The 24,553-nt window shown below is 43.7% G+C and carries 15 protein-coding genes and 1 pseudogene; 11 read left to right on the plus strand and 5 right to left on the minus strand.

All coding sequences use genetic code 11. From position 1 onward, the window contains the following. Position 1: 1 nt before the first annotated feature. The 5 genes from HMPREF9441_RS11845 to HMPREF9441_RS11865 form a co-directional block, all read right to left on the minus strand. A complete protein-coding gene (locus HMPREF9441_RS11845) occupies positions 2 to 2,020 on the minus strand; it encodes a fasciclin domain-containing protein (RefSeq protein ID WP_244949753.1) in 2,019 nt (672 codons plus the stop codon). Positions 2,021 to 2,053: 33 nt separating this feature from the next. Continuing rightward, positions 2,054 to 3,763: a RagB/SusD family nutrient uptake outer membrane protein gene (locus HMPREF9441_RS11850; RefSeq protein ID WP_008621470.1), complete on the minus strand. Its 1,710-nt coding sequence runs from the start codon at positions 3,761 to 3,763 to the stop codon at positions 2,054 to 2,056. A 23-nt stretch (positions 3,764 to 3,786) separates the two neighbouring features. After that, positions 3,787 to 7,131, minus strand: coding sequence for a SusC/RagA family TonB-linked outer membrane protein (locus HMPREF9441_RS11855; protein ID WP_008621471.1), 3,345 nt, complete (start codon positions 7,129 to 7,131; stop codon positions 3,787 to 3,789). Positions 7,132 to 7,152: 21 nt separating this feature from the next. Next, positions 7,153 to 9,702 (minus strand): fasciclin domain-containing protein, encoded by a 2,550-nt coding sequence (locus HMPREF9441_RS11860; RefSeq protein WP_008621472.1) that lies wholly within the window; start codon positions 9,700 to 9,702, stop codon positions 7,153 to 7,155. Between the two features lie 98 nt (positions 9,703 to 9,800). Next, complete coding sequence (locus HMPREF9441_RS11865; RefSeq protein WP_008621473.1) at positions 9,801 to 11,330, minus strand: glycoside hydrolase family 43 protein; 1,530 nt, start codon at positions 11,328 to 11,330, stop codon at positions 9,801 to 9,803. 336 nt (positions 11,331 to 11,666) lie between these two features. On the opposite strand from HMPREF9441_RS11865, the gene HMPREF9441_RS11870 reads away from it, so the two are divergent. The 11 genes and pseudogenes from HMPREF9441_RS11870 to HMPREF9441_RS11920 all read left to right on the plus strand — a co-directional run bounded on the left by HMPREF9441_RS11870 (position 11,667) and on the right by HMPREF9441_RS11920 (position 24,551). Continuing rightward, positions 11,667 to 13,331, plus strand: a complete 1,665-nt coding sequence (locus HMPREF9441_RS11870; protein WP_008621482.1) for a glycoside hydrolase family 43 protein — start codon at positions 11,667 to 11,669, stop codon at positions 13,329 to 13,331. 628 nt (positions 13,332 to 13,959) lie between these two features. Next, complete coding sequence (locus HMPREF9441_RS11875; protein ID WP_147715953.1) at positions 13,960 to 14,178, plus strand: hypothetical protein; 219 nt, start codon at positions 13,960 to 13,962, stop codon at positions 14,176 to 14,178. Between the two features lie 224 nt (positions 14,179 to 14,402). Beyond that, positions 14,403 to 14,933 carry a UpxY family transcription antiterminator gene (locus tag HMPREF9441_RS11880; RefSeq protein WP_008621488.1) on the plus strand — a complete coding sequence of 177 codons (531 nt, stop codon included), beginning with the start codon at positions 14,403 to 14,405 and terminating at the stop codon, positions 14,931 to 14,933. Positions 14,934 to 15,091: 158 nt separating this feature from the next. Beyond that, positions 15,092 to 16,666 (plus strand): ATP-binding protein, encoded by a 1,575-nt coding sequence (locus tag HMPREF9441_RS11885; RefSeq protein ID WP_008621491.1) that lies wholly within the window; start codon positions 15,092 to 15,094, stop codon positions 16,664 to 16,666. Between the two features lie 303 nt (positions 16,667 to 16,969). After that, entirely contained in the window at positions 16,970 to 18,220 is a 1,251-nt protein-coding gene (locus tag HMPREF9441_RS11890) for a nucleotide sugar dehydrogenase (RefSeq protein ID WP_008621492.1), read from the plus strand. 405 nt (positions 18,221 to 18,625) lie between these two features. Further along, positions 18,626 to 19,351 (plus strand): annotated as a pseudogene (locus tag HMPREF9441_RS11895) (beta-1,6-N-acetylglucosaminyltransferase); the annotation flags it as partial. Positions 19,352 to 19,546: 195 nt separating this feature from the next. Then, positions 19,547 to 21,022 (plus strand): lipopolysaccharide biosynthesis protein, encoded by a 1,476-nt coding sequence (locus HMPREF9441_RS11900; RefSeq protein WP_244949754.1) that lies wholly within the window; start codon positions 19,547 to 19,549, stop codon positions 21,020 to 21,022. A 71-nt stretch (positions 21,023 to 21,093) separates the two neighbouring features. After that, positions 21,094 to 22,281: a glycosyltransferase family protein gene (locus HMPREF9441_RS11905; protein ID WP_008621496.1), complete on the plus strand. Its 1,188-nt coding sequence runs from the start codon at positions 21,094 to 21,096 to the stop codon at positions 22,279 to 22,281. Between the two features lie 67 nt (positions 22,282 to 22,348). Next, positions 22,349 to 23,149: an alpha-1,2-fucosyltransferase gene (locus tag HMPREF9441_RS11910; protein WP_008621497.1), complete on the plus strand. Its 801-nt coding sequence runs from the start codon at positions 22,349 to 22,351 to the stop codon at positions 23,147 to 23,149. Positions 23,150 to 23,239: 90 nt separating this feature from the next. Beyond that, entirely contained in the window at positions 23,240 to 24,205 is a 966-nt protein-coding gene (locus tag HMPREF9441_RS11915; protein WP_147715954.1) for a hypothetical protein, read from the plus strand. Beyond that, the gene (locus tag HMPREF9441_RS11920) at positions 24,186 to 24,551 is read left to right on the plus strand and encodes a hypothetical protein (RefSeq protein WP_008621501.1); all 366 of its coding nucleotides are present in this window, start codon (positions 24,186 to 24,188) and stop codon (positions 24,549 to 24,551) included. Before HMPREF9441_RS11915 ends, HMPREF9441_RS11920 begins: the two co-directional genes overlap by 20 nt. Positions 24,552 to 24,553: the final 2 nt, after the last annotated feature.

Below are 24,553 nucleotides of genomic sequence, written 5' to 3' on the forward strand. Positions count from 1 at the left end.
CTTACAAATCATCCTCCTGCTCTCCTTCATCCGTCACACCATATACGCTCTTGGGCACCAGTTCCAGATAATCAAGCATGAATTCCGTGCTACCGTTGTCCGAAACGTTGCGAATACGCAAGAAATGGTCTTTATCAGGATTGATATGTACCGTACAAAGCACAATGCGATAAGTATCCGCACAATTTGCAAATATATCATGACGGTCTCCCAATAAATGATAGCCTCCGGCAGCACCACGATAATATCCTTTGTTTTTCAACGCTTTCCGTTCTTCCAGTTTTTCAGAAGAAGACATGGCAGTAGTGTAATCGCTGCGGAATGCCGTACCCAAGATGGTAGGGTCGGAAAGGCTTTTGGTCATATCCAAAGGTATCCCTTGCGGCACATCGTCGAAATAGATTTGCCCGATTCCACGCGTCGGTTCACAGGTGAACCCTAAACGGATCTGCCAATCGCCTTCAAACGGGACAGGAGGTATTTTAAACGTGAAATCATAATCTCCGAACAAATTCATTTCGTCTCCTTCATAACAGTAGAATCCCAAATGCGGACGACGGTAAATAAAATATCCCACATTATTCACATTCTTCAAATACCCGTTCGGAAAATAGTAATTACGCCCATACTTAGCCGTCTCGTCGAAAGGTGGATCGTTATATGCCGGGTCGCCATTCTGACGGATATCGTTCGTCATCAACTCCGGGAATATAGTAGAAAAATCCATACGGATGCGGCAGTTGTGCACGATGTCACGAGTGTCTGTGCTAAAAGCCACGATGTCGTTGACATAGAAATACCTCCCGTTCAATCCCTCTTGCTCATATTCCGGTTCTATCGTACGGCTGACCATGGAACCGTGAATACTGTAGTTGTCATCATAACGCCGGTTCAGGTAGATTTCCAAACGTTGGTCGCCCGACATGTTTGTATATTTCCATACCGTAAGTTTTTCCACCTTCATCATCGTACGAGGCAACATTGTCTCATACCAATCTTCGGGATTCATCAAAGTGGTCTCTATACCTATGTCGTTCAGTGGGGTCAGGTAATTCCATCCTTTTACGTCACGGTCGAGGATGTGGTAGGCCATAAAACGGTTCAACGGATTCTTACGGTGTTCCAACTGTTCAAAACTATGATATTCGGCATTTTTATCTTCGGGATAAACCGCATCATATATCTCGCATGCCTTATTGTAAAGTCCCTTGATGTCGCCGGGCACAATTCCATATTTCCTCGACAATATCGAATCCGGCACAATGAACAACGTAAACCCGTAACGCTTTTCATCAGGAACAGTAGCCGTCTCTTGGTTGATATGGGACGTGTAGTAATAACGTTCATACAAATCCGGATTCCATGAATCGTCACGGTACATATTGAGAGAATCCAATAACCCCGTGGCCTTCAAAGCAGCATAGAACGTTGAAATCTTTTCGTTCTGCTCCAATACCTTCGGCAACATCCGGTTGGAGTTTTCCAACACTTCTGTTACGGGTTGCATGATTCCGTTCTCCACTGAGTCATCTTGAAGCTCGAAAATGACATGGGCAGTCTTGTTGACCATAACCACGGCGTTCCCGTTCTCATCATTGCCATGCCCTATTTCCAAATAGCGACGATTCATATTGGTTGTCGGCAATACCCCGTCGTTCATCTCAGACGTAGAATACATGTTTTCTACCAAATGTGTACGGACAATCGTATCACAATCCGCATCCGTCAACTCATCGATTGATTTCAACCCTTTTCCTTTGATGTAATCTTGTAAAGCCGCATTGGTCGGAGCAAAACATGTATAAGAACCGTATGAAGAAAGCATGTCCATCATTCCGGCACGGTTGACCAACGTGGCAAAGTCGCTGAACTGTTTTGTCTGGAGCAGATAATCGCTCATCATCTGTCCTTTGAAAGTGTAATAATTCATCTCATCCGGTTCGTCGGAACACCCCATGAAACCGAACAGGAAAAATAAGCTGACTATACCACTCCAATATTTAAATACTGACCTTTTCATAATCATCATTCTTTTTTTGTGTTTACACTGTCTTTATTCGAACGAACTGCTTTCTCCGCTTGCAAAGGCTGGGTTCTGCTCCAAATACAGATTAACTTTTAGCTCGTCCTCGTTATAAGGCCAATAAATAGCCTCCATCTTCGAAAGTTTACTCTGCACGGCAGAACCGTTCGTCGTATATTTACGTTTGACTTGTTCTACCAAATAATCCGTATTACCCTCACGACGTGCACGACGTACCAAGTCGAACCATCTTTTCCCCTCGAACATAAGTTCTCGCTGGCGCTCGGCCATCACAAGGTTGTCCATCGTGCTTTTTGTCGTATACAACGTGCTGTCCAGGACCGCCACCTTATTCTTGTCACAATTGGAACGGAGATTTACTGCATTCACCAGCTTGAAAGCCTCGGACAGCTTCGGGTCCTTTCCATTCTCTTTGTCAATGGCCAGCTGTACCAATGCTTCGGCTTTCATCAGCATAATATCCGTCAGACGGTAAACTATCCAGTTAGCCGAACAATAACTTGCCCTATAAGCCGTACCGTAAGACACGGCTAATTCATCGGATGTGGAAGCTGACAAATCAATAGTGGCACCGTTTGTGACATACTTGTTAATCTTGAAATCCGTAGAAGTGGAACGCTGCAAGCTTTCATAGTAACGTGTATCATACATGTTATTATAAACCTGGTAAGAATGGTCCGGAATATCCGTAGCTATGAAATCGGCAGGACGGAAAAAGCCAGGAAAAGTTTCTTCATTGCCATAACCATGGCTCACAGCTTCATTGGAAAGCATATTGTCATTGTCCATATAAGTCAATTCAAAAATACTCTCACTGCTGTTGCCATCCACAAATAATTGGGTATAGGCGCTGCCATACATGGTATTGGTACTGTTCGCATCGCTAATCAGGGGATATCCTTCAACTAGTTTATCTACCACACCGTTCACAAGGCCACCATACTCTCTGTATTTCTCATTATACTCTTGTAGTTTGGCATTGATGACCGTATCGGCATACCATATACACTTTTCGTAATCTTGTTTCCACAAATACATCTCACAAAGCATGGCATGGATAGCATCCTGCGTGATTCTTCCGGTTTGGTACAAAGGAGTTGTTTCCGGATAAACTTTCACTGCGTCATTTTGAACTGATTCGAGATCTTTTATCAGCGCATCCAATATATCATCGAATTTACTGGCCGGTAGAGCCAACGGCTGGTTGTCGTCCACATATGCCTCCGTCGTATAAGGAACGTCGCGAAAGGCACGAATCAAATAGAAATAACACAAGTCACGCAACGCCGAAGCTTCTGCGATTGTCGCTTTCAAAGCACTCTGCGTATAGTCCGGCGACTTCTCTGCCACTTGGGGAGCATACTTTATAATCAAATTGCAACTGTTGATTACGCTATAGAACTTCTCCCATTTCGTATAAGAATTGTTCGCCCGCAAGTTCTCTTGAAAGATATTGGACAAGTCAACATTCGTATTCACATTGTTGCCCGCCACGATATTGTCTGAACGGACTTCACCCCAAACCATAAGCCGGTACACGAAGTCGCCACTTTGCATCGTAGAGTAACAGCCGCTTATCATATTGTCCACATCGCTTTTTTCATCCCAGAAATTCTCCAGCACAATATCATTCAATGGCTTGATGTCCAAAAAGTCTTCACAACCGGAAAATGAACATACGGCTAACGCTGCCGACATTAAGATTGCATATGATTTCATATTTCTTCGCTTTTGATTATTATTTAGAAATCTACGGTCACACCCAAGGTAAAAGACTTCGCACGTGGTGTCTGACCATTGTCTTGTGCCACACCGTAACTTCCATAATTGATTTCGGGATCCACACCCTTGTATTTCGTCAATACAAACAAATTGTTCGCACTCACATAGCAACGTAATCCCTTAAGCCGTAATGTCCGAGCCACCTTACTACTGAACGAATACGACAGTTGCAAATAATTGAGCCGCAGGAACGAACCGTCTTCCACAAACCTGTCACTGACCAACGTGTTGTAATTGGATACGGCACCGTTGCTTAATGTCCCGTACATAGCCCGTGGAATCGGGGTTACATCCCCTTCTTTACGCCAACGATAATTCACGGCCTGGCTTTGATTATTGTTCGTTATCATAGACTCGGCATCCAGACGGGCCAAATTCAGAATCTTATTACCTACACGGTAATTGAACTGGGCATTCAACCTCCAACGGTCGTAATTCAACGTGAAACCAAAGCCTCCCGTAAGCTTAGGCAATGAAGAACCGAGGTATACAATATCCAACTCATTAATATTGCCATCATGGTTGATGTCCTCGTAAATGGCATCTCCTCCTTTGAAATCATAATCTTTCGACTCATTTTCAGCATTCGAGAAACAGTACTTTGTCCGTTTAGGATTCCCCTTGCTGTCCCGAATGATTTCCCCATTGGCATTCAAAACCACCGGAGCCGTCTTTCCGTCTGCCAGAAACTGTTCTTGTTCGGCCACACTCATATCCGCAAAAGTCTCGTAATGATATTGATATACTCCTTTGTAACGGAAACCGTAAATTGCCCCGAAAGGATTGTTCAATTGCACACGCTGCAACACGTTACGGTTTTCTTGTGTAAACTTGGTATTCAACATGTTCAGTACGGTGGCATCCATTTCGAGAATTTCGTTCTTATTGTTACCGAATGCTACATTGAAATCGGCAGAAAACTTACCGGCTTTGATAATCCGGTTTGTCGTTATATTGAATTCCCAACCCAAATTTCGCATTTTACCAACATTCCTATAAGCCAATTTGGAGAATCCCGTACTCGAAGGTATGGAGACATCCCGCATCAACATGTCGTCCGTAGTTGAATGATACCATTCCAAAGTCAATTTCAAACGGTCGTTCAAGAATCCCAAATCCATACCCACATCGTACGTGGATTTTGTCTCCCAACGAAGGTCCGTAAGACGCATGTTCAGTTGGCTCATGGCATTCATGTCGATATAAGCCGAACCGGTGCCGAATTTACTTTCATAAAGATAATCCTCCGTAGGCTGGTTGCCCACCATTCCCCAACTGGGGCGGATGGAAAGCATGGACAGCCATTTACGGCTCCAATCCATCCATGACTCGTCGATAATATTCCAACGTGCGGAGACGGCAGGGAAAACACCCCAACGTTGGTTCGGGCCGAATTTCGTACTGCCATCGGCACGCAGGGAGAAATCCAACGAATAACGGCTCTTGTACGAATAGTGCATGGAAAACGTGTAGTAGATGGAACGCCATTGCTTATAGCTGGTAGACATCTGCTTAATCAAACCACCGGCATCAGGACTTTCTATTCCTCCGGAAGGAAGCCCGCGAGACTCTGTAAGCTGTTGGTTGTTGTTACCGGATATGAGATTGAAGCGCGCCATGGCCATCATGGAATGGTCCTTATTCTTGAAAGCCGGAACGAGCGTCAACGTCTGTTTGGTATCGATGGCCACATTCTTCGAGCTTCCGGTATACCCCATATTGACATCCCCGTTCCAACTTATGGTCTTCAGTTCCTGAGGATAAAACTTGTCGATATACTCATTGAAAACATTCATATTTACCCGTCCGTTCCACCTCAACTGCCATTCGTCTTCAGTGGTTCCCAACAGGTTGTATTGGATTTCCAGTTCCGGAGTGATGTCGTAAGTCTTGTCACCGAATTTTGCCAAATGTGCACTGGCCACAGGATTTACCAAATCTTTCTGATTCCCGTTAAATACGGAAGAGGCGGACTGGAGCATCTCATAATACCTTCCGGTGGAAAGCCCCGTACGGGGATCCTGCTCATAAACGGACATATTGGGCATCTTTTTATAAGCAATGGACAACAAGTCATCGTAATTCTTCTGGTTGTCCGTATAAGTCATGGCAAAGTTCGTCGAAATCTTGATACGGTCGCTCACATAATAGTCCAAAGCCAGACGGGTGGACAAACGGTCCAACTTTTGTTGGATGACGGATCCGGTCTCATGGTCATAACCTCCTGAAATCCGGAAAGTGGCCTTCTCGCCTCCTCCTGTTACAGAAACGTAATGATTCTGCCGTAATCCCCATTGGGTCACTTCATCCTGCCAATCGGTATTATTATTGTATTGTTCATACTCCGAAAAGGTAGGGTCGTAGTTCAATTCCGGAATATTAGAAGCCGTAGAGCTTTGCTCTGGATTGAAATAACTTTCTTTCAGCAACATCGTGTATTCATCACCCGTCAGCATTTTATAGCCTTCCGGTTGATAAGTCCCCGTAAGACGTAAAGAATAACTCACGGTCGGCGCTCCCCTTTTACCACGTTTGGTCTTGATTTCAATAACCCCGTTGGCTCCTTGCGAGCCGTAAATAGCCGTGGCGGCAGCATCCTTCAACACACTGATTTCTTCAATATCTTCAGGATTGACGTTCAACAACTGGGCAAAAGTTTCATCATTGGCACTATTAATGTCGAACGTGCTCATGTCTACATTCCACGTATTACCGTTCACGACAATAAGGGGATTTTGGTTGGTCAGCGTACTGATGGAGGACGTCCCACGCAAACGCATCGTAGTCCCACTTCCCAAATTACCGGAATTAGATATAATGTCAAGCCCGGCAATACGTCCCTGTAAAGCTTCATCAACAGTCGTAATGCCCAATCCTTCGAATTCTTTTGTAGAAATGGTTTGGGTTGCAAAACTGACTTCTCTTTCCGGAATAGCCAGCCCCCCACTGTTCAAACGTTTCTTGGATACGACAGACACCTCTTTCATTACACGTTGAGCCGACTCCAAGGTGATGTTATATACCGTACGATTTATGGGAAGTGTTTGCGTCTTATACCCCATAAAACTGATTTTCAGTTTATTCTTCGTACTTTTTACCTTCATGGCGAAATGGCCGTTGAAATCCGTGATTGTGGCATTGATGTTACGCCCAGTAGCATCAACCTCACACACCGTCGCCCCTATCAATGTTTCCATCTCATCCCGGACAGTACCGCTCACGGACGTTATCTGGGCATGAACCGAACCGACCATAAGCCCAAGCCATATGACGGTCATCAATATTCTATTATTCATAATGTTCATTTATCAATTCGACATTACCTGTTATTCATATTTCTCCATTTGTTCTTCATCATACATCAATGCTCCGTCAATCAAATGTACCACGGCGTATGACGAGGTATATATGGTATTTTTGCCCGTATCGAAAGCATATTCACGGCACATATTGTTATAAAGACCTTCAGTGGTCACCACATGCCGCGTCCGCCCGAGATTATCGGTCACAGTCATACCGTTATCGCCATCCTTATCCACGGTAATACTATAAAAGCGCCGGTTGGCCGGATTCAATTTGGCCGTTTCATATTTAACTCCACTTTCACTTCCATCGCCAATATATACGGAGTTATCCTGTATATGGTAACGCAAGAAATTCACGATTCTGTTTTTAATCTTGTAGCGGACATCGGGATCGGTTGCATTATCGAAGTCTTCCCAATATGGGAGAACGCCTTTCTCATGCAATTCTTCTATGGCCTTATTGGTCGGCACGTAAACCGTATAATTGTATGTCTCGAACAAACGTACATTTTGGTCTACACAAGAATACTTGTCATCTATTTGGGATGTCAGCAAATTATAATCCGTCGAATCCGGATCGCCACCGCTTAACAATTCCAGAAAACGGGAATACTCCTCATGTTCTGTCAATGTCTGGTAAACAGACTTCCGGCTTGTCATCAAAACCTCATCATCAATCACGTAGGCTTTTCCGTTACCGTTTTCTGTCTGGTCATAAATAGTAGAAACACTGAGAGGAGCATTTTGCTCAATCTGCAAGCCACCACTGATTTTAATATCAGCTCCGCCGCTTTCGACCTTGATTGTCCCTCCGCCCTTCGTCTTATAATAAGCATGCCCATCTTCAATGTCACCCACGATGATTACATTTTCCATAATATCGCTCAGACGGTTCATTATCGGATCATTATCCTTACCGGAAGAACTGTTGGCATAAACGGTTTCTTTATTATCGGGATCTAAAATCGTCCCCGTGGTCATATCGTACTGATATTTATAAGCTCCCACGTTCTGCCTGTCGCTATCCCAAAAAAATTCGTAAAGTGTGGAAGTTCCTTTGCCATAGGTACAGGGATCCACATACTTCAAAAAAGCGTCATTCGTGGGGAGTATCAGGCTGTAACGTGTGTCCATTGAATTCAGGTAGGCATCCAGTCCTAATTGTTCAATGGCCCAATACACCACTCCCATGGTGGTGTTGCGACGCACCAGAGCCGGAAAAGAAACGGAACGGTAAGCCGCCGGGGCAAAAACCTTATTGGTAAGGTAAACCACTCCGTTGCATCCCATAAAGCAACTGTCCACATCCTCTTCCTTTACTCCCATACTTACTTTGGCATCATTGGTGATACTTGCGAACTTGGACGGGACATGGTCTACGAATGAAGTAATCATGTTGACATTGATCAATTTGTTCAACACGTTGATGTCCACATTGACCAAAGAATCATATACATCCTGAAGAGCCTTGCCTTCTCCGTCCCACCACTTTTCCAAAGCCGCATTGGTAGGCACCAACATGGCACCGCAATCATAGTTCAAAGTCTTGTTGTAGGTATTGGTATACATATATTGGTTCCATTCCGGATCGAATTCCAAATAACCGGGCACTTGGTTTTGTATGTTATCGGGATCCTGCAAGTTAGATCCGCCATTGGCTTGCTTCGCAAAATAACGCAACACATAGACAGAATCCGACGTATCATACAAGCGGTTGTATTCCTGCGTGGCTGCCGCATCATAAATAGGGGCACTGTACAAATCCAAAAGTTTGGCCCACTCGCTCATGACGGGATGCTTATGGATAATTTCCGCCATATTGTCTGCCGGTGTGATAACCTCTTCCACCTTTTGCACATAACCGTTCTTGCATGTGATATCCGTGGGAGTCAGCACCTTTATACCATTCACCCATGACTCTGCCGCAGACAAGGATTTACCATTCGTCAACTTGGCCAAGTCACCATCCGTGATGTTATTGGTTTTCATGAACCTCGGCAACAAATGTATCATGGGCGCACTGCTGTTGTCCCGCATCAGGAGCACTCCGTCTTTACGTCCACGCACCTTATTCCAATACTTGGTTTGGGGCATGTCCTTCGGCATGATCCGAGCCACGGAATCGTAGACACTCAACGCCACCTCACGGCGCATGCACATCCCTTCTTGCGGAGGGTTTCCCGGTACATTCGACAGTAACTCTATCAGGTAAGCGTTATTCACCATGGAACTGTTGAGCAACATCTTTTTCTGAGCCAAGGACAACTGTTCATAGTTTTTCACGTTCCAACCGTTCTCTTTGAAAAAAGCTTCAAAAGCAACATCGTCCGCAGCAAACAAAGTCTTGCTTCCTGTTTGGTTCAATACGCTTGTCATGTTTAAATCGTTGATGAGACGAAGCGTATATTCATAATTACCTTGCTCCTGCAACCAACCATAAATGGAGTTGTTCAACCACGTGGGTTGCCCAATCAGGTTTTCGTCCTGACACGATTGCATTCCAGCTGCAGCCAATAATGCAGCCGCCACAAAGGTCTTTACTTTAAATCGATGACAAAGACTATATTTCATTTTTGTTTTTATTAGTTAATTTCTATTTCCAACCGTAAAGGTAACCTGAAATCATTTCAGACACTTTATTTTATGTCGCACGTTGTTTGCGGTATGAATCAAAAAGGCTGCCCCACGTATTTTTTCCCGTCCTTTATATATATTCCCCTTCCCGGTTTTACCACACGCCGTCCGGAGAGGTCGTACAATCCAGGCTTTGCCACCCCAGTCCTGCCTTCCGCTTTCACGGATTCCACGCCTGATACCGTCTGCGGCAAAAAATACCAATAGTCGAATTGCATGAGTTCATTCCGTTTCGAAGTATCCGTGGCGCGGAAACGGAAATATATGTCATGCACTCCACAGACCACCTCGTCCAAATCCGCAGCCAGTTCCGTCCAATCCTGCGTCCCGCCCACATCAATTGTAGCCACCACATTCGACTGGCTATCGATACATACTTGTATGAACCCGTCGTTCACCCCCTGCCGGACACACAGCCGTACGCTCCGTGCCCCATCTTCGCCGAAATCAACGGCTTTCACTTTTACGTAATCACCCATGTCGAGCGAATCCAAATATACGCCCCGCCTATCGTCCTGTGCCGTACGTACACCTACCGACAAGGCTATCGTTTCAGCCTCCTGACGGACGTAAGGCGACACGTGAGCCACAGGTTCGTATACCCCTTTCTTGGTCATCGGAATATGAGGAATCGTACCATCTGCATTGTACTCGAATTGCTCCACGCAGACCGAACGCCGGAAACCGCTTCCTCCTTTAAGTTTGCCATTATGATAGAAAATGTAGCTACGTCCCTTGAAATCCACCACGGATGGGTGGGTCGTAAAACTCCCGTCGGGCGAGTCCATAATACGTCCTTGATATTTCCATGGGCCAGTAGGCGAATCACTCATTGAATAAGACAAATGTTCGGGAATACCACCTGCGGCATAAACCAGATAATATTTTTCCCTCCGTTTATAAACCCAAGGTCCCTCCTCATACTTGTCAACACCCACCAAACGGGTTTGTTCTTCACCGTTCTCATCCTTATATTTCTCTTCATATCCGCCCACCGTCTCTTCCGTCAAAGGGATTTCCGTGATTTCACCATTATAGTCCACCATGCTCCGGGTCAGTTTCACATACCATAGCCCGTTATTGCCCCAATATAAATAAGCTTGCCCGTCATCGTCGACAAAAGCAGTAGGATCAATGTCGCGTATATCGTGGTTGATAAGGGCACGTCTCAACGGATCCCGCCAAGGGCCGCAAGGCGTTTCCCCCACCAAAACCCCGATGCCTTGCATCTGGATCGGGGCATACATATACCATTTGCCGTTACGCGGGATCACATGGGGAGCCCACGCCCCGTTGTCGCCGGCCCAACTGAAATCGGCCAATGATGCCACTGTGCCGCAGTCGGTCCAGTTTACCATGTCCGTAGTGGTGTACAATTGCCAAAAAGTTTTCTGGTACCCTTCCCCCTCTTCGTTGTCCACACTGGTATAAAGGTAGAGGGTATCCCCGTAAACGCACGCCGCCGGATCGGCCGTATAACGTGTTTGTATGATAGGATTCTGCGCCCCGGCCTCTCCGGCAGCCAACATGCAGGCGGCAGCCCATGCAAAAAGATGTTTTTTCATTCTCTTTGATTTTTAAACATATAAATGGTAACGGCAAACTTAATCATTATTCTGGCAACGCTTTTCTTTCCATGTAACAGAAGCTTTGCTCTATGTCCAATCCTACCACAAACGAACATTTCCGCCTATATTAAGGTAAAGGAGACACATCGGTAAAAAAGCACAAATTGTAGTATTGAGACATAGCATAAAACTTATGCGACATCAAGTAAAACCACAAAACAATATCTTTCTTATATTTGCAACATTTTTCGGAATTACCCGATATAAGTTTTGAAGACGAAAGGACCGCAAGTACTCGAAGTAACCAAATAAAAAAAGGATATAACATAAACAATGAAACATGTATTATTTCTTTCTATTCTGATGGCGGCCAATATGGCCAGCACGGCACAGACGGCACAGTTCAGCTATTTCTCCTACGGCGGGAACGACACCCGTTTCGACAAGGAAATAAACCGCAGCCGCCAATACTTCAACCCCATCCTGGCCGGATTCTACCCCGACCCCTCCATCTGCCGCAAGGGGGACACCTATTATCTGGTCAACTCTTCTTTCTCGTTTTTCCCCGGCGTGCCCATCTTCACGAGCAAGGACCTCGTGAACTGGACGCAACTGGGGCACGTGCTCGACCGCAAGTCGCAGCTCCCCCTCGACCGCCAAAACGTATCGGGAGGCATCTTCGCGCCGGCCATCACTTACAACGAAAAGAACAAAACCTTCTACATGATTACGACCAACGTGGGAGCCGGAAATTTCTTCGTAAAGACGAAAGACCCGGCCAAAGGCTGGAGCGAACCCATCTACCTGCCCAAGGTGGGAGGCATCGACCCTTCTTTCTTTTTCGACAAGGACGGACGCGGATACATCGTGAATAACGATGAACCGGTGGGCGGACACTCCTACGAAGGCGAACGCAGCATCATGCTCCACTACTTCGACGTGGAAGGCGATAGCGTGGTGGGCGACCAAATCGAAATCGTACGTTCGGGCAGCCATGTGCAAAAGAATCCTATCTGGATAGAGGGTCCCCACTTGTACCGCATCGGCAAATATTATTACCTGATGTGCGCCGAAGGAGGGACGGGCGCATGGCATTCCGAAGTCATCTTCCGCTCGAAGAAACCGGAAGGCCCTTGGGAAGAGTTCACCGAAGGCAATCCCATCCTGACGCAACGCACGGGATTGGCTCCGCAACGGCCGGACATCGTGACCAGTGCCGGGCACGCCGACCTCGTGTCCACGCCGGAGGGCGACTGGTATGCCGTATTCTTGGCCTGCCGCCCGTACGAAGATGACTTCTACAATACGGGGCGGGACACTTACCTCTTGCCGGTAAGTTGGGAGAACGGATGGCCCACCATCCTGGAAAAAGACAAAGCCATCCCCACGGTCAACGAAAAGGAAGGGTTGCAGCCCAAGGAAAACCGCCTGACGGGAAACTTTGAATATTGCGACCGCTTCGCCTCGGACACGTTAGACATCCGTTGGATGTTCCTGCGCAACCCGTCGGACTTTTACACCCTCGACGGAAAGGGGCTGACCCTCCATGCCAAACCGGTGAACATCTCGCAGAAGGAATCTCCCTCGGCCATATTCGCCCGGCAGCAGCACCACACGTTTACAGCCGAGACGGAGGTGGCATTCACGCCCCGCTCCTCCAAAGAACTGGCCGGTTTCACCTTGTTACAAAACGAGGAATACAATTTCGTGTTCGGAAAGACGTTGGTGGGCGGCAAGCCTGCCCTCACGCTGACCCGATCGGAAAAGGAGACGGTACGCATAAGCACGGTGTTCTTGAACGAAAAGGAGGCCGCCGCTCCCGTCAAACTGAAAATCTGTGGCAAAGGCCGTTATTATGATTTTTACTATTCCACCGGCGGAGATTGGGTGTTGATGGCCCGAGGCGTGGATGCCATCAACCTGAGCACGAACCGTTCCGGCGGCTTTATCGGTGCCTGCATCGGCTTGTACGCCACATCGGACAATCCTTTGAAATAAAAAGAGAGTCCCGACAAAACCCATAGCACAAAGCCCGGCGCAACGGCCGGGCTTTGTTTGTACTTCATTGCCATTCTGTCAAATCGTCAATCTCATCCCCGCAAGGCTTGCTTATTTCCAGCCGTCATAAGACGTGTCCACAAATACGCGATTCTCGTGCGTCCCGGAAAAAGCATGATGACAGCCATTTCAAGGTTATGCCTTCCAAAAGTCTGCCGGACAGTGGAATCCTGCGCTTACAGGCATAAAATATGCAGGCTTCAAGGCATTCGGCCTTACAAAAAGACATCGCGCTTTTGTATTGCCCAACCGTCCAAATAGCATAAAAAGGGGCGATGGCAGCAACCCGTTTTTCCGTTTTCAGCCATGCTTTTCATCGCCGTGCAGAGAGCGACGGGACGGAATGCGGAGAAAAAAAATGTTTTTTCAGCCGAACGGAAAATTTTTCTCCTGAGAAAAAAGTGCTCCTTGGGTTAACGAAAGCGAAAAACAGCCGTGGAAACTAAAAAAATGTATCTGAAAAAGCTCCCCATTGCTCTTGTTTTGAACTTCAGATAAAGAATCAACCCCTGCAAGGATGGCCTCCTTACTTTCATCCTGTCAGAGAAAGGATTGGAACAAAAGCAAAATGACAAAAAGAATGATAGGATTCAGGGAAAGCATTGTGGTCGTTCTCTTGGTAAGAGAGCAACCACGGTACAAAGTTATACAAAATATTACACAATATACTAATTTACAGTTGTTTTTTTCAGAAACTTTTATTTCTCTTGTTTTGCAAAATAGCATTCGTACACCGTTTGCGAAACAAAAGCAAGCGGTTTCAGACTTATTTCTTTCTGATTTATAACTATTTACTTTTCCATGATTAGATTCGGTTGCTCTCTTACCAAGAGATATACCGCAAAAAGCGCGAAAGAGCAAAGGGAAAACGGAACGGCAAACACGCGGCAGAAAAACGATGTGGACTGACAATCCGGGAAACCGATTATTTTTCAACCTTCAGCTTAACAGCTTGTCTAACAAGAAAATGCAAAGACAAGCTGGAGTAATAAAAGTACCCTTTTGAGAAAGATGGACGAAACACCCCAATGGTATGTCCTGCGTGATTTGAGCCGTCCCAACGCCAAACTTTCCGCTTTTGAAAAACTGACGGGACGGGGTGTAAGATGTTTCACGCCGATGGTAAAGAAACCAATCGAAAGGAGGGGCAAGCACGGTTGGAAAGATGTGCCTTACATACGCGACTTGCTTTTCGCCCACAGTACACGCGACGTGCTCGACCCTTTCATGAGACCCGGGCTCAAACTGCAATACCGCTATATATACGGTGGATTCATGGAACCCATGACCGTGCGCGAGGCCGACATGGAACGTTTTATCTTGGCCGTGACTTCTTCCGTCTCTTCCAAATACTACCGTCCCGAAGAAATCACCCCGGCCATGCGTAACCGCAGAATACGCATCATCGGTGGCCCGCTCCACGGCTACGAGGGCAGTCTCGTCACCGTACGCGGCACCACCGTGAAACGCCTGTTGGTGGAACTGCCGATGCTGCTGGCCGCCGCCGTGGAGGTGGAACCGGAATTCATACAACTCCTGTAAGCGAAAAAATCCGCAATAAATTTTTTACGCCACACTTCATTTTTGTACCTTTGTCTTCACGAAGATAGGATGCGGTTCGGCATAGGCAAACCGGAAAACTTTGTTTTCGTTTGTCTCTGCGCTTACCTTTCGCTATCTTTGCTATTGTACATCATGACATGGAGGAACGGAATATGACACAAGCCACCAAACTTTATCCCATCGGGATACAGACGTTCGAGAAAATAAGGAACGGGAACTATTTATATATAGACAAGACGGAAATCATCTACCGACTGACGCATGCCGCGTCCAATTACGTATTCCTGAGCCGTCCCCGACGTTTCGGCAAGTCGCTGTTGACAAGCACTTTGAAAGCCTATTTCGAAGGACGGAGGGACTTGTTCAAAGGTTTGGCCATGGAACGTTTGGAAACGGAATGGACGGAATATCCGGTGCTGCATTTCGACATGAGCTTGGGCAAGCACATGGAAAAGGAACAGTTGGAACGTTACCTGTTGTCCCAACTGGAACAAATAGAAGAAGATTACGGCATACATTCGGACTCTCCCGATTCCAATATACGGCTGACAAAACTTATCCGTCACGTTCACGAGCAGACGGACCGCCAAGTGGTGGTGCTCATCGACGAATACGATGCGCCCTTGCTTGACGTGGTGCATGAAGAAAAGAACCTGCCCGTCCTGCGTAACATCATGCGCAACTTTTATAGTCCGCTCAAAGCCTGCGACCCTTACCTGCGTTTCGTCTTCCTCACCGGTATTACCAAATTTTCGCAACTCAGTATCTTTAGCGAACTGAATAATATCCAAAACATCAGCATGTTGCCGGAATACGCCGCCATCTGTGGCATTACGGAAGAGGAAATGGCCACCCAAATGGACGAAGACTTGGACATTTTAGCCAAACGGATGGGCATAAGCCGCGAGGAAGCCGTACAGAAACTCAAGTACAATTACGACGGCTACCATTTCACCTGGCCTTCACCGGACATCTATAACCCATTCAGCCTGCTGAACGCCTTCGTCACCGGGCGGTTGGATTCTTATTGGTTCGGCAGTGGCACGCCCACGTATCTCATCGAGATGTTAAAAAAGTATGGCGTGTTGCCCTCCAAGATTGGAGGCAATGAGGCCACGGCGGAAGAGTTCGATGCCCCCACGGAGCGTATGGCAAGCATCACTCCCCTGCTCTACCAAAGCGGATACGTCACCATCAAGGACGCGGATACGGACTTCGGTATCTACAGGCTCGACATTCCCAATAAAGAAGTGCGCATAGGATTGATGCGCAGCCTCCTGCCCTATTATGTCACACCCGACACGCTGACGGCCACGACCACAATCGTCAATCTGGCCCGCGCCTTGGTGAAAGGAGACATGGAAGGCATGTTGCAACTCCTCCAGACTTTCCTTTCCACCGTGCCTTATTGCGACCATACGGACTACGAAGGCCATTATCAACAGATGCTCTATATCATTTTCAGCCTCTTGGGCATGTATGTGGATGTGGAAGTGAGTACCCCGAGGGGACGGGTGGACATGGTGATGCGCACGGCCACTACGCTCTACATCGTGGAGCTGAAATTGAACCAATCCGCCGAAGCCGCCATGCAGCAAATTGACCTGAAGAACTATCCCGAACGCTTCGCCTTGTGCGGCCTGCCCATGGTAAAGGTCGGAATCAACTTTGACATGGAACGGCACACGCTGAAGGATTGGATGATCGAATAAGCTGCCGATGGCACGTGCTTTCCGAATGGAAAGCAAGAACTTTCACCTTAACCTATTGAATAATAGACTACAGGCGCATTTACGCAAGTTTCAGAAGTGAAAGACTTGTGAAGGCTTTTTTATGACAGGGTTCACCTTAATACGCTGATATACAAAAAGTATGAAGGATGCGAACCCTTTTCCCGACAAAACTCCTTATAGAGGAGAAAAGAGGCATGTTTGTCCGGAACCAAAAGAATAAATGAAACATTGCAATCTTACTTTGCTCGCTGCAAAGTAAGGTAATAAATCTATACTTATCAAATGAAAAAGGATATAAAAATAGCCGTAGCCGGTACAGGTTACGTCGGGCTTAGTATCGCCACACTTTTAAGCCAACATCATCAAGTAACGGCCGTAGATGTCATCCCCGAAAAAGTGGATTTAATCAACAGCCGGAAGTCACCCATTCAGGACGAATACATCGAGAAGTATCTGGCCGAAAAGGAACTGAATCTGACCGCCACACTCGACGGAGCCAAAGCCTACGCCGATGCGGACTTCGTGGTCATCGCCGCACCGACAAACTACGACCCGGTGAAGAACTACTTCGATACCAGCCACGTGGAGGAAGTCATCGAATTAGTGAAGAAAGTCAATCCCCATGCGATAATGGTCATCAAGAGCACCATTCCTGTGGGGTACACGGAAAGCGTACGCAAAAAGTTAGGCACGGAAAATGTCATCTTCTCACCTGAGTTCCTGCGCGAGAGCAAAGCCCTGTACGACAACCTCTACCCCAGCCGTATCATCGTAGGCCGCCCCGAAGGCGATGCCCGGTTGGACAAGGCCGCACACGACTTTGCAGCCCTCCTGCAGGAAGGGGCCATCAAAGAAAACATTGACACGCTGTTCATGGGACTGACCGAAGCCGAGGCCGTGAAACTCTTTGCCAACACCTACCTGGCCTTGAGGGTCTCCTATTTCAATGAGTTGGACACGTACGCCGAGATGAAGGGTCTGGACACGAAAGCCATCATCGAAGGGGTAAGCCTCGACCCGCGCATCGGAAGACATTACAACAACCCCTCTTTCGGTTACGGTGGCTACTGCCTGCCCAAAGACACCAAGCAACTGTTGGCCAACTATCAAGACGTCCCGGAAAACCTCATCGAGGCCATAGTGGAAAGCAACCGCACGCGCAAGGATTTCATTGCCGACCGCGTACTGCACACGGCCGGTTACTACGACTATTACAACCGTGGCGACTTCAATCCTTCCGAGGAGCGGAAGTGTGTCATCGGCGTGTACCGCCTGACGATGAAATCGAACTCGGACAACTTCCGCCAATCGAGCATCCAAGGCGTGATGAAGCGCATCAAGGCCAAAGGTGCGGAGATCGTCATCTATGAACCCACGTTAGAAGATGGCAGCACGTTCTTCGGCAGCAAGGTGGTGAATGACTTGGATGCTTTCAAGAGCCAAAGCCATGCCATTATTGCCAACCGGTATGATGCTTGTCTGGATGATGTGGAAGAAAAGGTTTATACGAGGGATATTTTCAGGAGGGATTGAATTTGTTTGTTAATCTAAACATGTTCTTCGTTATAAAAATATCTAAAAATAAAAATTTAGCTATCAAAAAATGATGTATTCTGATTGTAGCAAAGGAACTGCATTTGGCGTAAACCAATCTATTAAGTATTCTCTTATATTTCCAGAACCTTTCGCAATGTTTAGGATGACAAAAAGAAAACTATTTTTAATTTAATCTCTTCAAATATACATACACATGCCTAATATAAATCAACATTCCCCAAGCAAACATGCTTATCTGATAATTGCCCACACCAACTGGGGGCAACTAAATAAATTAGTTCGTGTTTTGGATGACTCACGGAACGATATATATATACATATCGACCTGAAACAATTAATATCTTTTAACAATTCAGGGGGGGGGTAAAAACGAAATATTCTAATGTGTATATCGTCAATAGTATTGATGTAAGATGGGGACATGTCAGTCAAATAAAGGCCGAAATAGAACTGTTTGAAAAGTCCTCGCTAAAGCAATATAGTTATTACCATTTAATAAGCGGAATGGATTTGCCCTTGCATAATCAGAATTATATTCACAAATTCTTTGAAAGGAATCAAGGCTATGAGTTTATCGGTTTCGGAAATAAAAATTGGGATGTAAGAAATAGAGTGCATTGCCATAATTTTTGTATAAGTTTTCTGAGGTCTAACAATATGTTCATAAAATATATGTCTCGTTTTCTGAGAAAAATGTTCAATAGGCTGCAAGTATTATTCCATGTATATATAAATAATGCAGATTATATTTACAGATATGGATGTAATTGGTGCAGTGTAACGCACGATTTTGTTACAGACCTTTTAAAAGGGAAAAAAGAGATATTTCAAACATACAAATATTCCTTTTGTCCAGACGAAATATACAAGCAAACTTTTGCCATAAACTCAAAATATAGAAATAAAATTTTTGATTATAATAACGAGTTTAAAGGTTGTATGAGAGAAATAGATTGGAATCGTGGGCGACCTTATATTTGGCGGACAGATGATTTTGATACATTGATATCATCAGAAAAACTATTTGCAAGAAAATTTGACGAAAGAGCAGATAGCACAATCATTGATAAAATAGTAAATAGAATAATGTTTGAACAACAGGCTTAAAATGAATAGGTTTAAATCATTCGTTATAAATCTTTCAATTGCAGTATATTTCAATCGATGTTATTTAAATCGTATCGTTTAAGAAATGAGCGGTTTTGAATTCAATTTTCTGAAACTCATTCTATGTCTTCTCAAACATCTGACAATAAACGCATAGCAAAAAATACACTGCTGCTATATTTCAGAATGCTCTTTATGATGGCGGTTAACCTTTACGCCTCACGTGTTATTCTGAACACGTTGGGCATCACGGATTACGGCATCAACAATGTGGTGGGGGGAGTGATAACCATGCTAGGATTCCTTACGGGGTCTTTAGGGGGAGCTTCTTCACGTTATATCACCTACGATTTAGGCAAAGGCGACATGACGGTTATGAAGAAAACGTTCGGCAACATCCTTAGCATCCATTTTATTCTTGCGGTTATAGTTCTGTTGGTAGGTGAAACGTTGGGACTCTGGTTCATGTCCACTCAGCTACAAATTCCTCCAGAACGTGAGGCCGCTGCCATGTGGGTATACCAGTTCTCCATTTTTTCCTCTGTACTGGCTGTGGTCAGCGTGCCATACAACGCCACCATCATAGCCCATGAAAAGATGTCGGCCTTTGCCTATATCTCCATTGCCGATGCGGTACTGAAGCTACTGATTGTCTATCTTTTGGTGCTGATTCCCTATGACAAGCTGATTGTTTATGCAATTCTATTTTTTTGTGTTCAGGCCTTTGACCGCATAGTGTATGGCATTTATTGTTCGCGTCATTTTAAAGAGACGCGGACTCGACCCAAGTACGATGGAAAGCAGTTCAAGGAAATCTTTGTTTTTGCGGGATGGACGATGAACGGAAATCTCGCTGTGATAGGTTATACGCAGGGACTGAATATTTTATTGAATATTTTTTTCGGTCCTACGGTAAACGCAGCCCGCGGCATTGCTGTGCAGGTACAGAGCGTATGCCAACAATTTTGCGGCAATTTCCAGATGGCCCTCAATCCACAACTGACAAAAAGTTATGCCCAAGGAAATTTGGAAAACATGCACCGGCTGTTGGTAAGAAGCTCCAAATTCTCGTTTTATATTCTGCTTCTTGTCGTTCTTCCATTAATGTTCGAGGCAGAATTAGTCTTAAAAGTTTGGTTGGGGATTGTGCCAGAACATACGGTGAATTTCCTTCGTCTAATGTTGGTTGTAGGGTTACTATATACGTTGTCAAATCCTATTAACGTATCAGTCCATGCCACAGGGCAGCTCAAGAAGTTTCAGACAATAGAAGGTACAATGTTGCTGCTGATTGTACCGATAGCTTACTTTTTATTAAAACACTTTAACGTACTGCCAGAATGTGTCTTCGTAGTACATATTATAGTAGAGCTATTAACTCAGTATGCCCGTATTCGTATTGTATTACCAATGATAGGCATGCAGCTGATAACTTACTTCAAACAAGTCATTATTCCTGTGAGCATGACCGCAGTATTAACTCCTATCATTCCTTTTGTCGTGTTTACTCATATGTCAATCTGTTGGTATCAGTTCTTTGTAATCTGCGTTGTTAATGTTCTGTGCATTTCCTTTGTGATTTACACATTAGGGTGTACTACTTCTGAACGTAAATTTTTAGCTGAAAAATTTGCTTCCAGTGTTCGGAAAATAACGAACACTTACAAATAAGAACTAAAACATACAATAAAGGAAAGAATAAAAACAAGAGATATACTCATCAAGAATTAATTATATTAGTTATGAATGTCTTAATCATCACTTTATATACTCCGATGCCAGAGAATTATAAAGGCATTTCAGGTCTTATTTTTCATTTGCTGGAAAAGCGCCCTAAAAATATAGCTATAACCTTGTATAGTTATAATATTAATAAAATAAGTGAAGAGGTCAGGAAAAAAGTCGCTAAAGATCTGAACGTGGAGATACGTTTATTAAAAATACCACAATGGATATTATTTTGTTGTCGAAATGCTTTATTGAAACTTATCAATCTGTTATTACCATTGGATCTTCTTTGCTATTTGCCATTACCGAATATGATAAAGAAGGAAATTGAATGTGGAAAATATGATACGGTATGGCTTTATCCGTTCTATTTCTTTCGCTGGATAAAAATCTTTCCGTCCCAACATTTTGTTCTTACCGGATGTGACAGTGGTGCATTATTTGCAAAACGTTGTGATAAAGATGCCTTTTTCAATAGAAGCATTAAACATATGTTATCCCTAAACTTAAGAATGAGGAAAGCGCGGAAGATAGAAAAGGAATTTAATTTGCCTAATGCAAGAATACATTTTGTTGGAAAAACAGATTTAGAATATTATACTTCGCACAATAAGGTAAACAATGGCTTTTATACACCTCATCCACATTACAGAATTGTCAATAAATCAATAAAATTTAGTTCCAATTTATTGAAGGTGTTATGGGCAGGCAGCAATGACCTGTATATGCGGACAAAGGGACGTGAACTATTAGACTCGTTAGTAAAACATGCTCATTTCCTTTGTGATAAAATTGAAATCACCTTTTTAGGAAAGGGATGGAGTGAATATCACCGAGTTCTGACTGATTACGGGTATCAAAGTCAATGTATTCATTGGGTAGATAACTATGTTAATGAGATTATAAAATATGATATACAGTTAGCTCCAATCTCAGTAGGAACCGGAACAAAAGGCAAGGTTTTAGATGCAATGGGAAACGGGTTATTATGCATCGGGACAGCCTTTGCTCTGGAAAATATAAGTTCAAATAATGTAGGGTGTATTGAATATGAAAATGCCGATACGGTTTGTGAGATACTTCAAGACATATATCAGAATCGAGAAAAATATGAAAATATAGCCCGGGTTGGAAAAAGTATTGTATTAAAAGAACATGCTCCTCAGTCCTGTTCTATAGAATTCTTTTCACATTTTAAATAGATATCTGAAAAAATATAATAACCCCTTGTATGTCATATAAATTAAATATTTAATAAAAATATAGCATATGAAAATTGTAAATTTTAAAGGTGGATTAGGAAATCAAATATTTTTCTATTTGATGTGTCTATATCTCAAAGAGTCATGCCCTAAAAATAAAATTTATGGAAATTATAATTCAAAGTTATTATGTGATCATAATGGATTGGAAATTCAAAATATTTTTGATATAGAACTTCCTCCTGAAACAATATGGAGCAAACTTGTGACCATATTTGCACGAGGAGCAAGTCGATTTATTAAAGGTGTAAAAGCTGATGATAACAGATTTCGCCTAAATGCTATTTATTATGATGGATGGTGGCAAGATAAGAAATATTTCTTGAATCATATCGCATATTTAAAATTTAGAGAAGTGAAATTAGACAAAACGAATGATAAGTTATTAAGAACTATTCAAACAACGAATTCTGTCTCATTGCATATCCGAAGAGGAGACTATTTACTACCTAAATATAAAAAACTATATGGAGATATTTGCACTCTTCAATACTATCAATCTGCCATTCACATAATAGAAGATAAAATGGATGAACCATATTATTTTATTTTTTCTAATGATATAAAATGGGTTAAAAAGAACATTCATCTAAAGCATGCTGTTTTTGTAGAAAATAATACAGGCTCCAATAGCTATATAGATATGTTCTTAATGTCTTGGTGTAAAGCCAATATAATAGCAAATAGTAGTTTTTCTTATTGGGGAGCTAAATTAAATGTACATCAACATCAAATTGTTGTATATCCTAAAAAATGGAATCAGATTCAGACTCCGGATTTATTTCCAAACGAATGGTATGGAATATAAAGATTTGTTTGACATCTTTTATTCTCGTATTTTAGATGTTAATGTAATAATCCCTTTCGGGAGAAAAATTAAGTCGCAAACACATTCTCTATGTATTTATATTGGTTAATATTCTGTGCTGTTTCCTATTGTGCATTTAGAAATTGGAAAACGACAACTATTGTTTGGATGCCTTTGCAGTTATTGTTCAATGAATGTGTTTGCTTGAGATACACATCACCCGCACTAACATTGGTATTGGCTGTTGACTTTTTGCTCTTATTGGTTTATTGCTTTCAATGGAAAAAATTGTACTTCAATTATAGAAAGTTCTTTTTTAAAAATATATTGATAGCCTACTTAGCTTCTTATTTGTTATCAATGATTTTTTCAATAGTATCCATTGAGGAAGTATTAACTGGCACTATTAAATATTTCATCCAAAATTTCATTATACTTTACTTATTTCAAAAGGCACTCACAGGCTTTGATGAAATTAAGCTATTTATCAAAGCAACTTTTGTAGTAGCTGTTTTAATTATATCACTTGGGCTGTTTGAAGCAATAGTTGGAGACAATCCTATCTTGGACTATGTGTTTATGAACGCCCCTATTGATGCAATAGAGGGAAAAATGTATTACATTCCGCCATTTATGCAAATGTCAGGGGAATTGCAACAACGTTTTGGAATGGTCCGTGCATTTTCCTTTTTTAACATTCATATTGCATTCGGATGTGCTTGCGTCCTGTTATTGTTCCTTTATGCTTATCTGTATAAACATAAAATCATACTATTCAAAAAGTTTTATTTGGCGATAGGCATTGGCTTATTTTTGACAGGTGTTTTTCTCTGTAATTCCAAAACTCCAATGGTCGGCTTGTTATTCTTTACTATTGGAATATTGTCTTTCAGAGATATAAGCCGTAGCTATGTAGTCTTCTTCATAGTGACTGTAGCATTTGTCCTATTGATATATTTTCCAGATTACTTGAATAATATTCAGGCTTTATTCAATAGCAATGTTGCCGAAGAGGGGGGGGGGAAGCAATGTTGCTATGCGCACCAGACAATTTGAGGTCGGCCTCAGTTTGTTTGAAAGAAGTCCCTTGGTAGGAAATGGCATAGGATCAATCGCAGTCTTTATGAAAGGTGGTAATAATGCCGATTTATTGGGAGCCGAAAGTTCATGGTTGAAAATACTCCCGGAAAGGGGCTTGGTTGGTGTTATCGTCTATCTCTATCTTTATTTTACCATGTATCGGAAACTGTTGCCATATATGAGCAAAAGACCCCTTATTTGTTTTCTAGGGGGGATATTGGCGATGGAAACTGCCACGGGATTTTTGAATATGGTTATTTATGGCAGTATCGTGATTGTGCTCTATATGATAGGAAATCTCCACAAGACGGCTAAATTATGATT

This window comes from Paraprevotella clara YIT 11840, from assembly GCF_000233955.1.
Lineage (GTDB): Bacteria > Bacteroidota > Bacteroidia > Bacteroidales > Bacteroidaceae > Paraprevotella > Paraprevotella clara.

Coding starts and splice junctions, on each gene's coding strand:
- HMPREF9441_RS11910 (WP_008621497.1), top strand. CDS start 22,349: ATGAAAATTGTAAATTTTAAAGGTGGATTAGGAAATCAAATATTTTTC.
- HMPREF9441_RS11890 (WP_008621492.1), top strand. CDS start 16,970: ATGAAAAAGGATATAAAAATAGCCGTAGCCGGTACAGGTTACGTCGGG.
- HMPREF9441_RS11850 (WP_008621470.1), bottom strand. CDS start 3,763: ATGAAATCATATGCAATCTTAATGTCGGCAGCGTTAGCCGTATGTTCA.
- HMPREF9441_RS11880 (WP_008621488.1), top strand. CDS start 14,403: ATGGACGAAACACCCCAATGGTATGTCCTGCGTGATTTGAGCCGTCCC.
- HMPREF9441_RS11875 (WP_147715953.1), top strand. CDS start 13,960: ATGACAAAAAGAATGATAGGATTCAGGGAAAGCATTGTGGTCGTTCTC.
- HMPREF9441_RS11905 (WP_008621496.1), top strand. CDS start 21,094: ATGAATGTCTTAATCATCACTTTATATACTCCGATGCCAGAGAATTAT.
- HMPREF9441_RS11920 (WP_008621501.1), top strand. CDS start 24,186: ATGCGCACCAGACAATTTGAGGTCGGCCTCAGTTTGTTTGAAAGAAGT.
- HMPREF9441_RS11845 (WP_244949753.1), bottom strand. CDS start 2,020: ATGAAAAGGTCAGTATTTAAATATTGGAGTGGTATAGTCAGCTTATTT.
- HMPREF9441_RS11900 (WP_244949754.1), top strand. CDS start 19,547: ATGATGGCGGTTAACCTTTACGCCTCACGTGTTATTCTGAACACGTTG.
- HMPREF9441_RS11855 (WP_008621471.1), bottom strand. CDS start 7,131: ATGAACATTATGAATAATAGAATATTGATGACCGTCATATGGCTTGGG.
- HMPREF9441_RS11870 (WP_008621482.1), top strand. CDS start 11,667: ATGAAACATGTATTATTTCTTTCTATTCTGATGGCGGCCAATATGGCC.
- HMPREF9441_RS11885 (WP_008621491.1), top strand. CDS start 15,092: ATGGAGGAACGGAATATGACACAAGCCACCAAACTTTATCCCATCGGG.
- HMPREF9441_RS11860 (WP_008621472.1), bottom strand. CDS start 9,702: ATGAAATATAGTCTTTGTCATCGATTTAAAGTAAAGACCTTTGTGGCG.
- HMPREF9441_RS11865 (WP_008621473.1), bottom strand. CDS start 11,330: ATGAAAAAACATCTTTTTGCATGGGCTGCCGCCTGCATGTTGGCTGCC.
- HMPREF9441_RS11915 (WP_147715954.1), top strand. CDS start 23,240: ATGTATTTATATTGGTTAATATTCTGTGCTGTTTCCTATTGTGCATTT.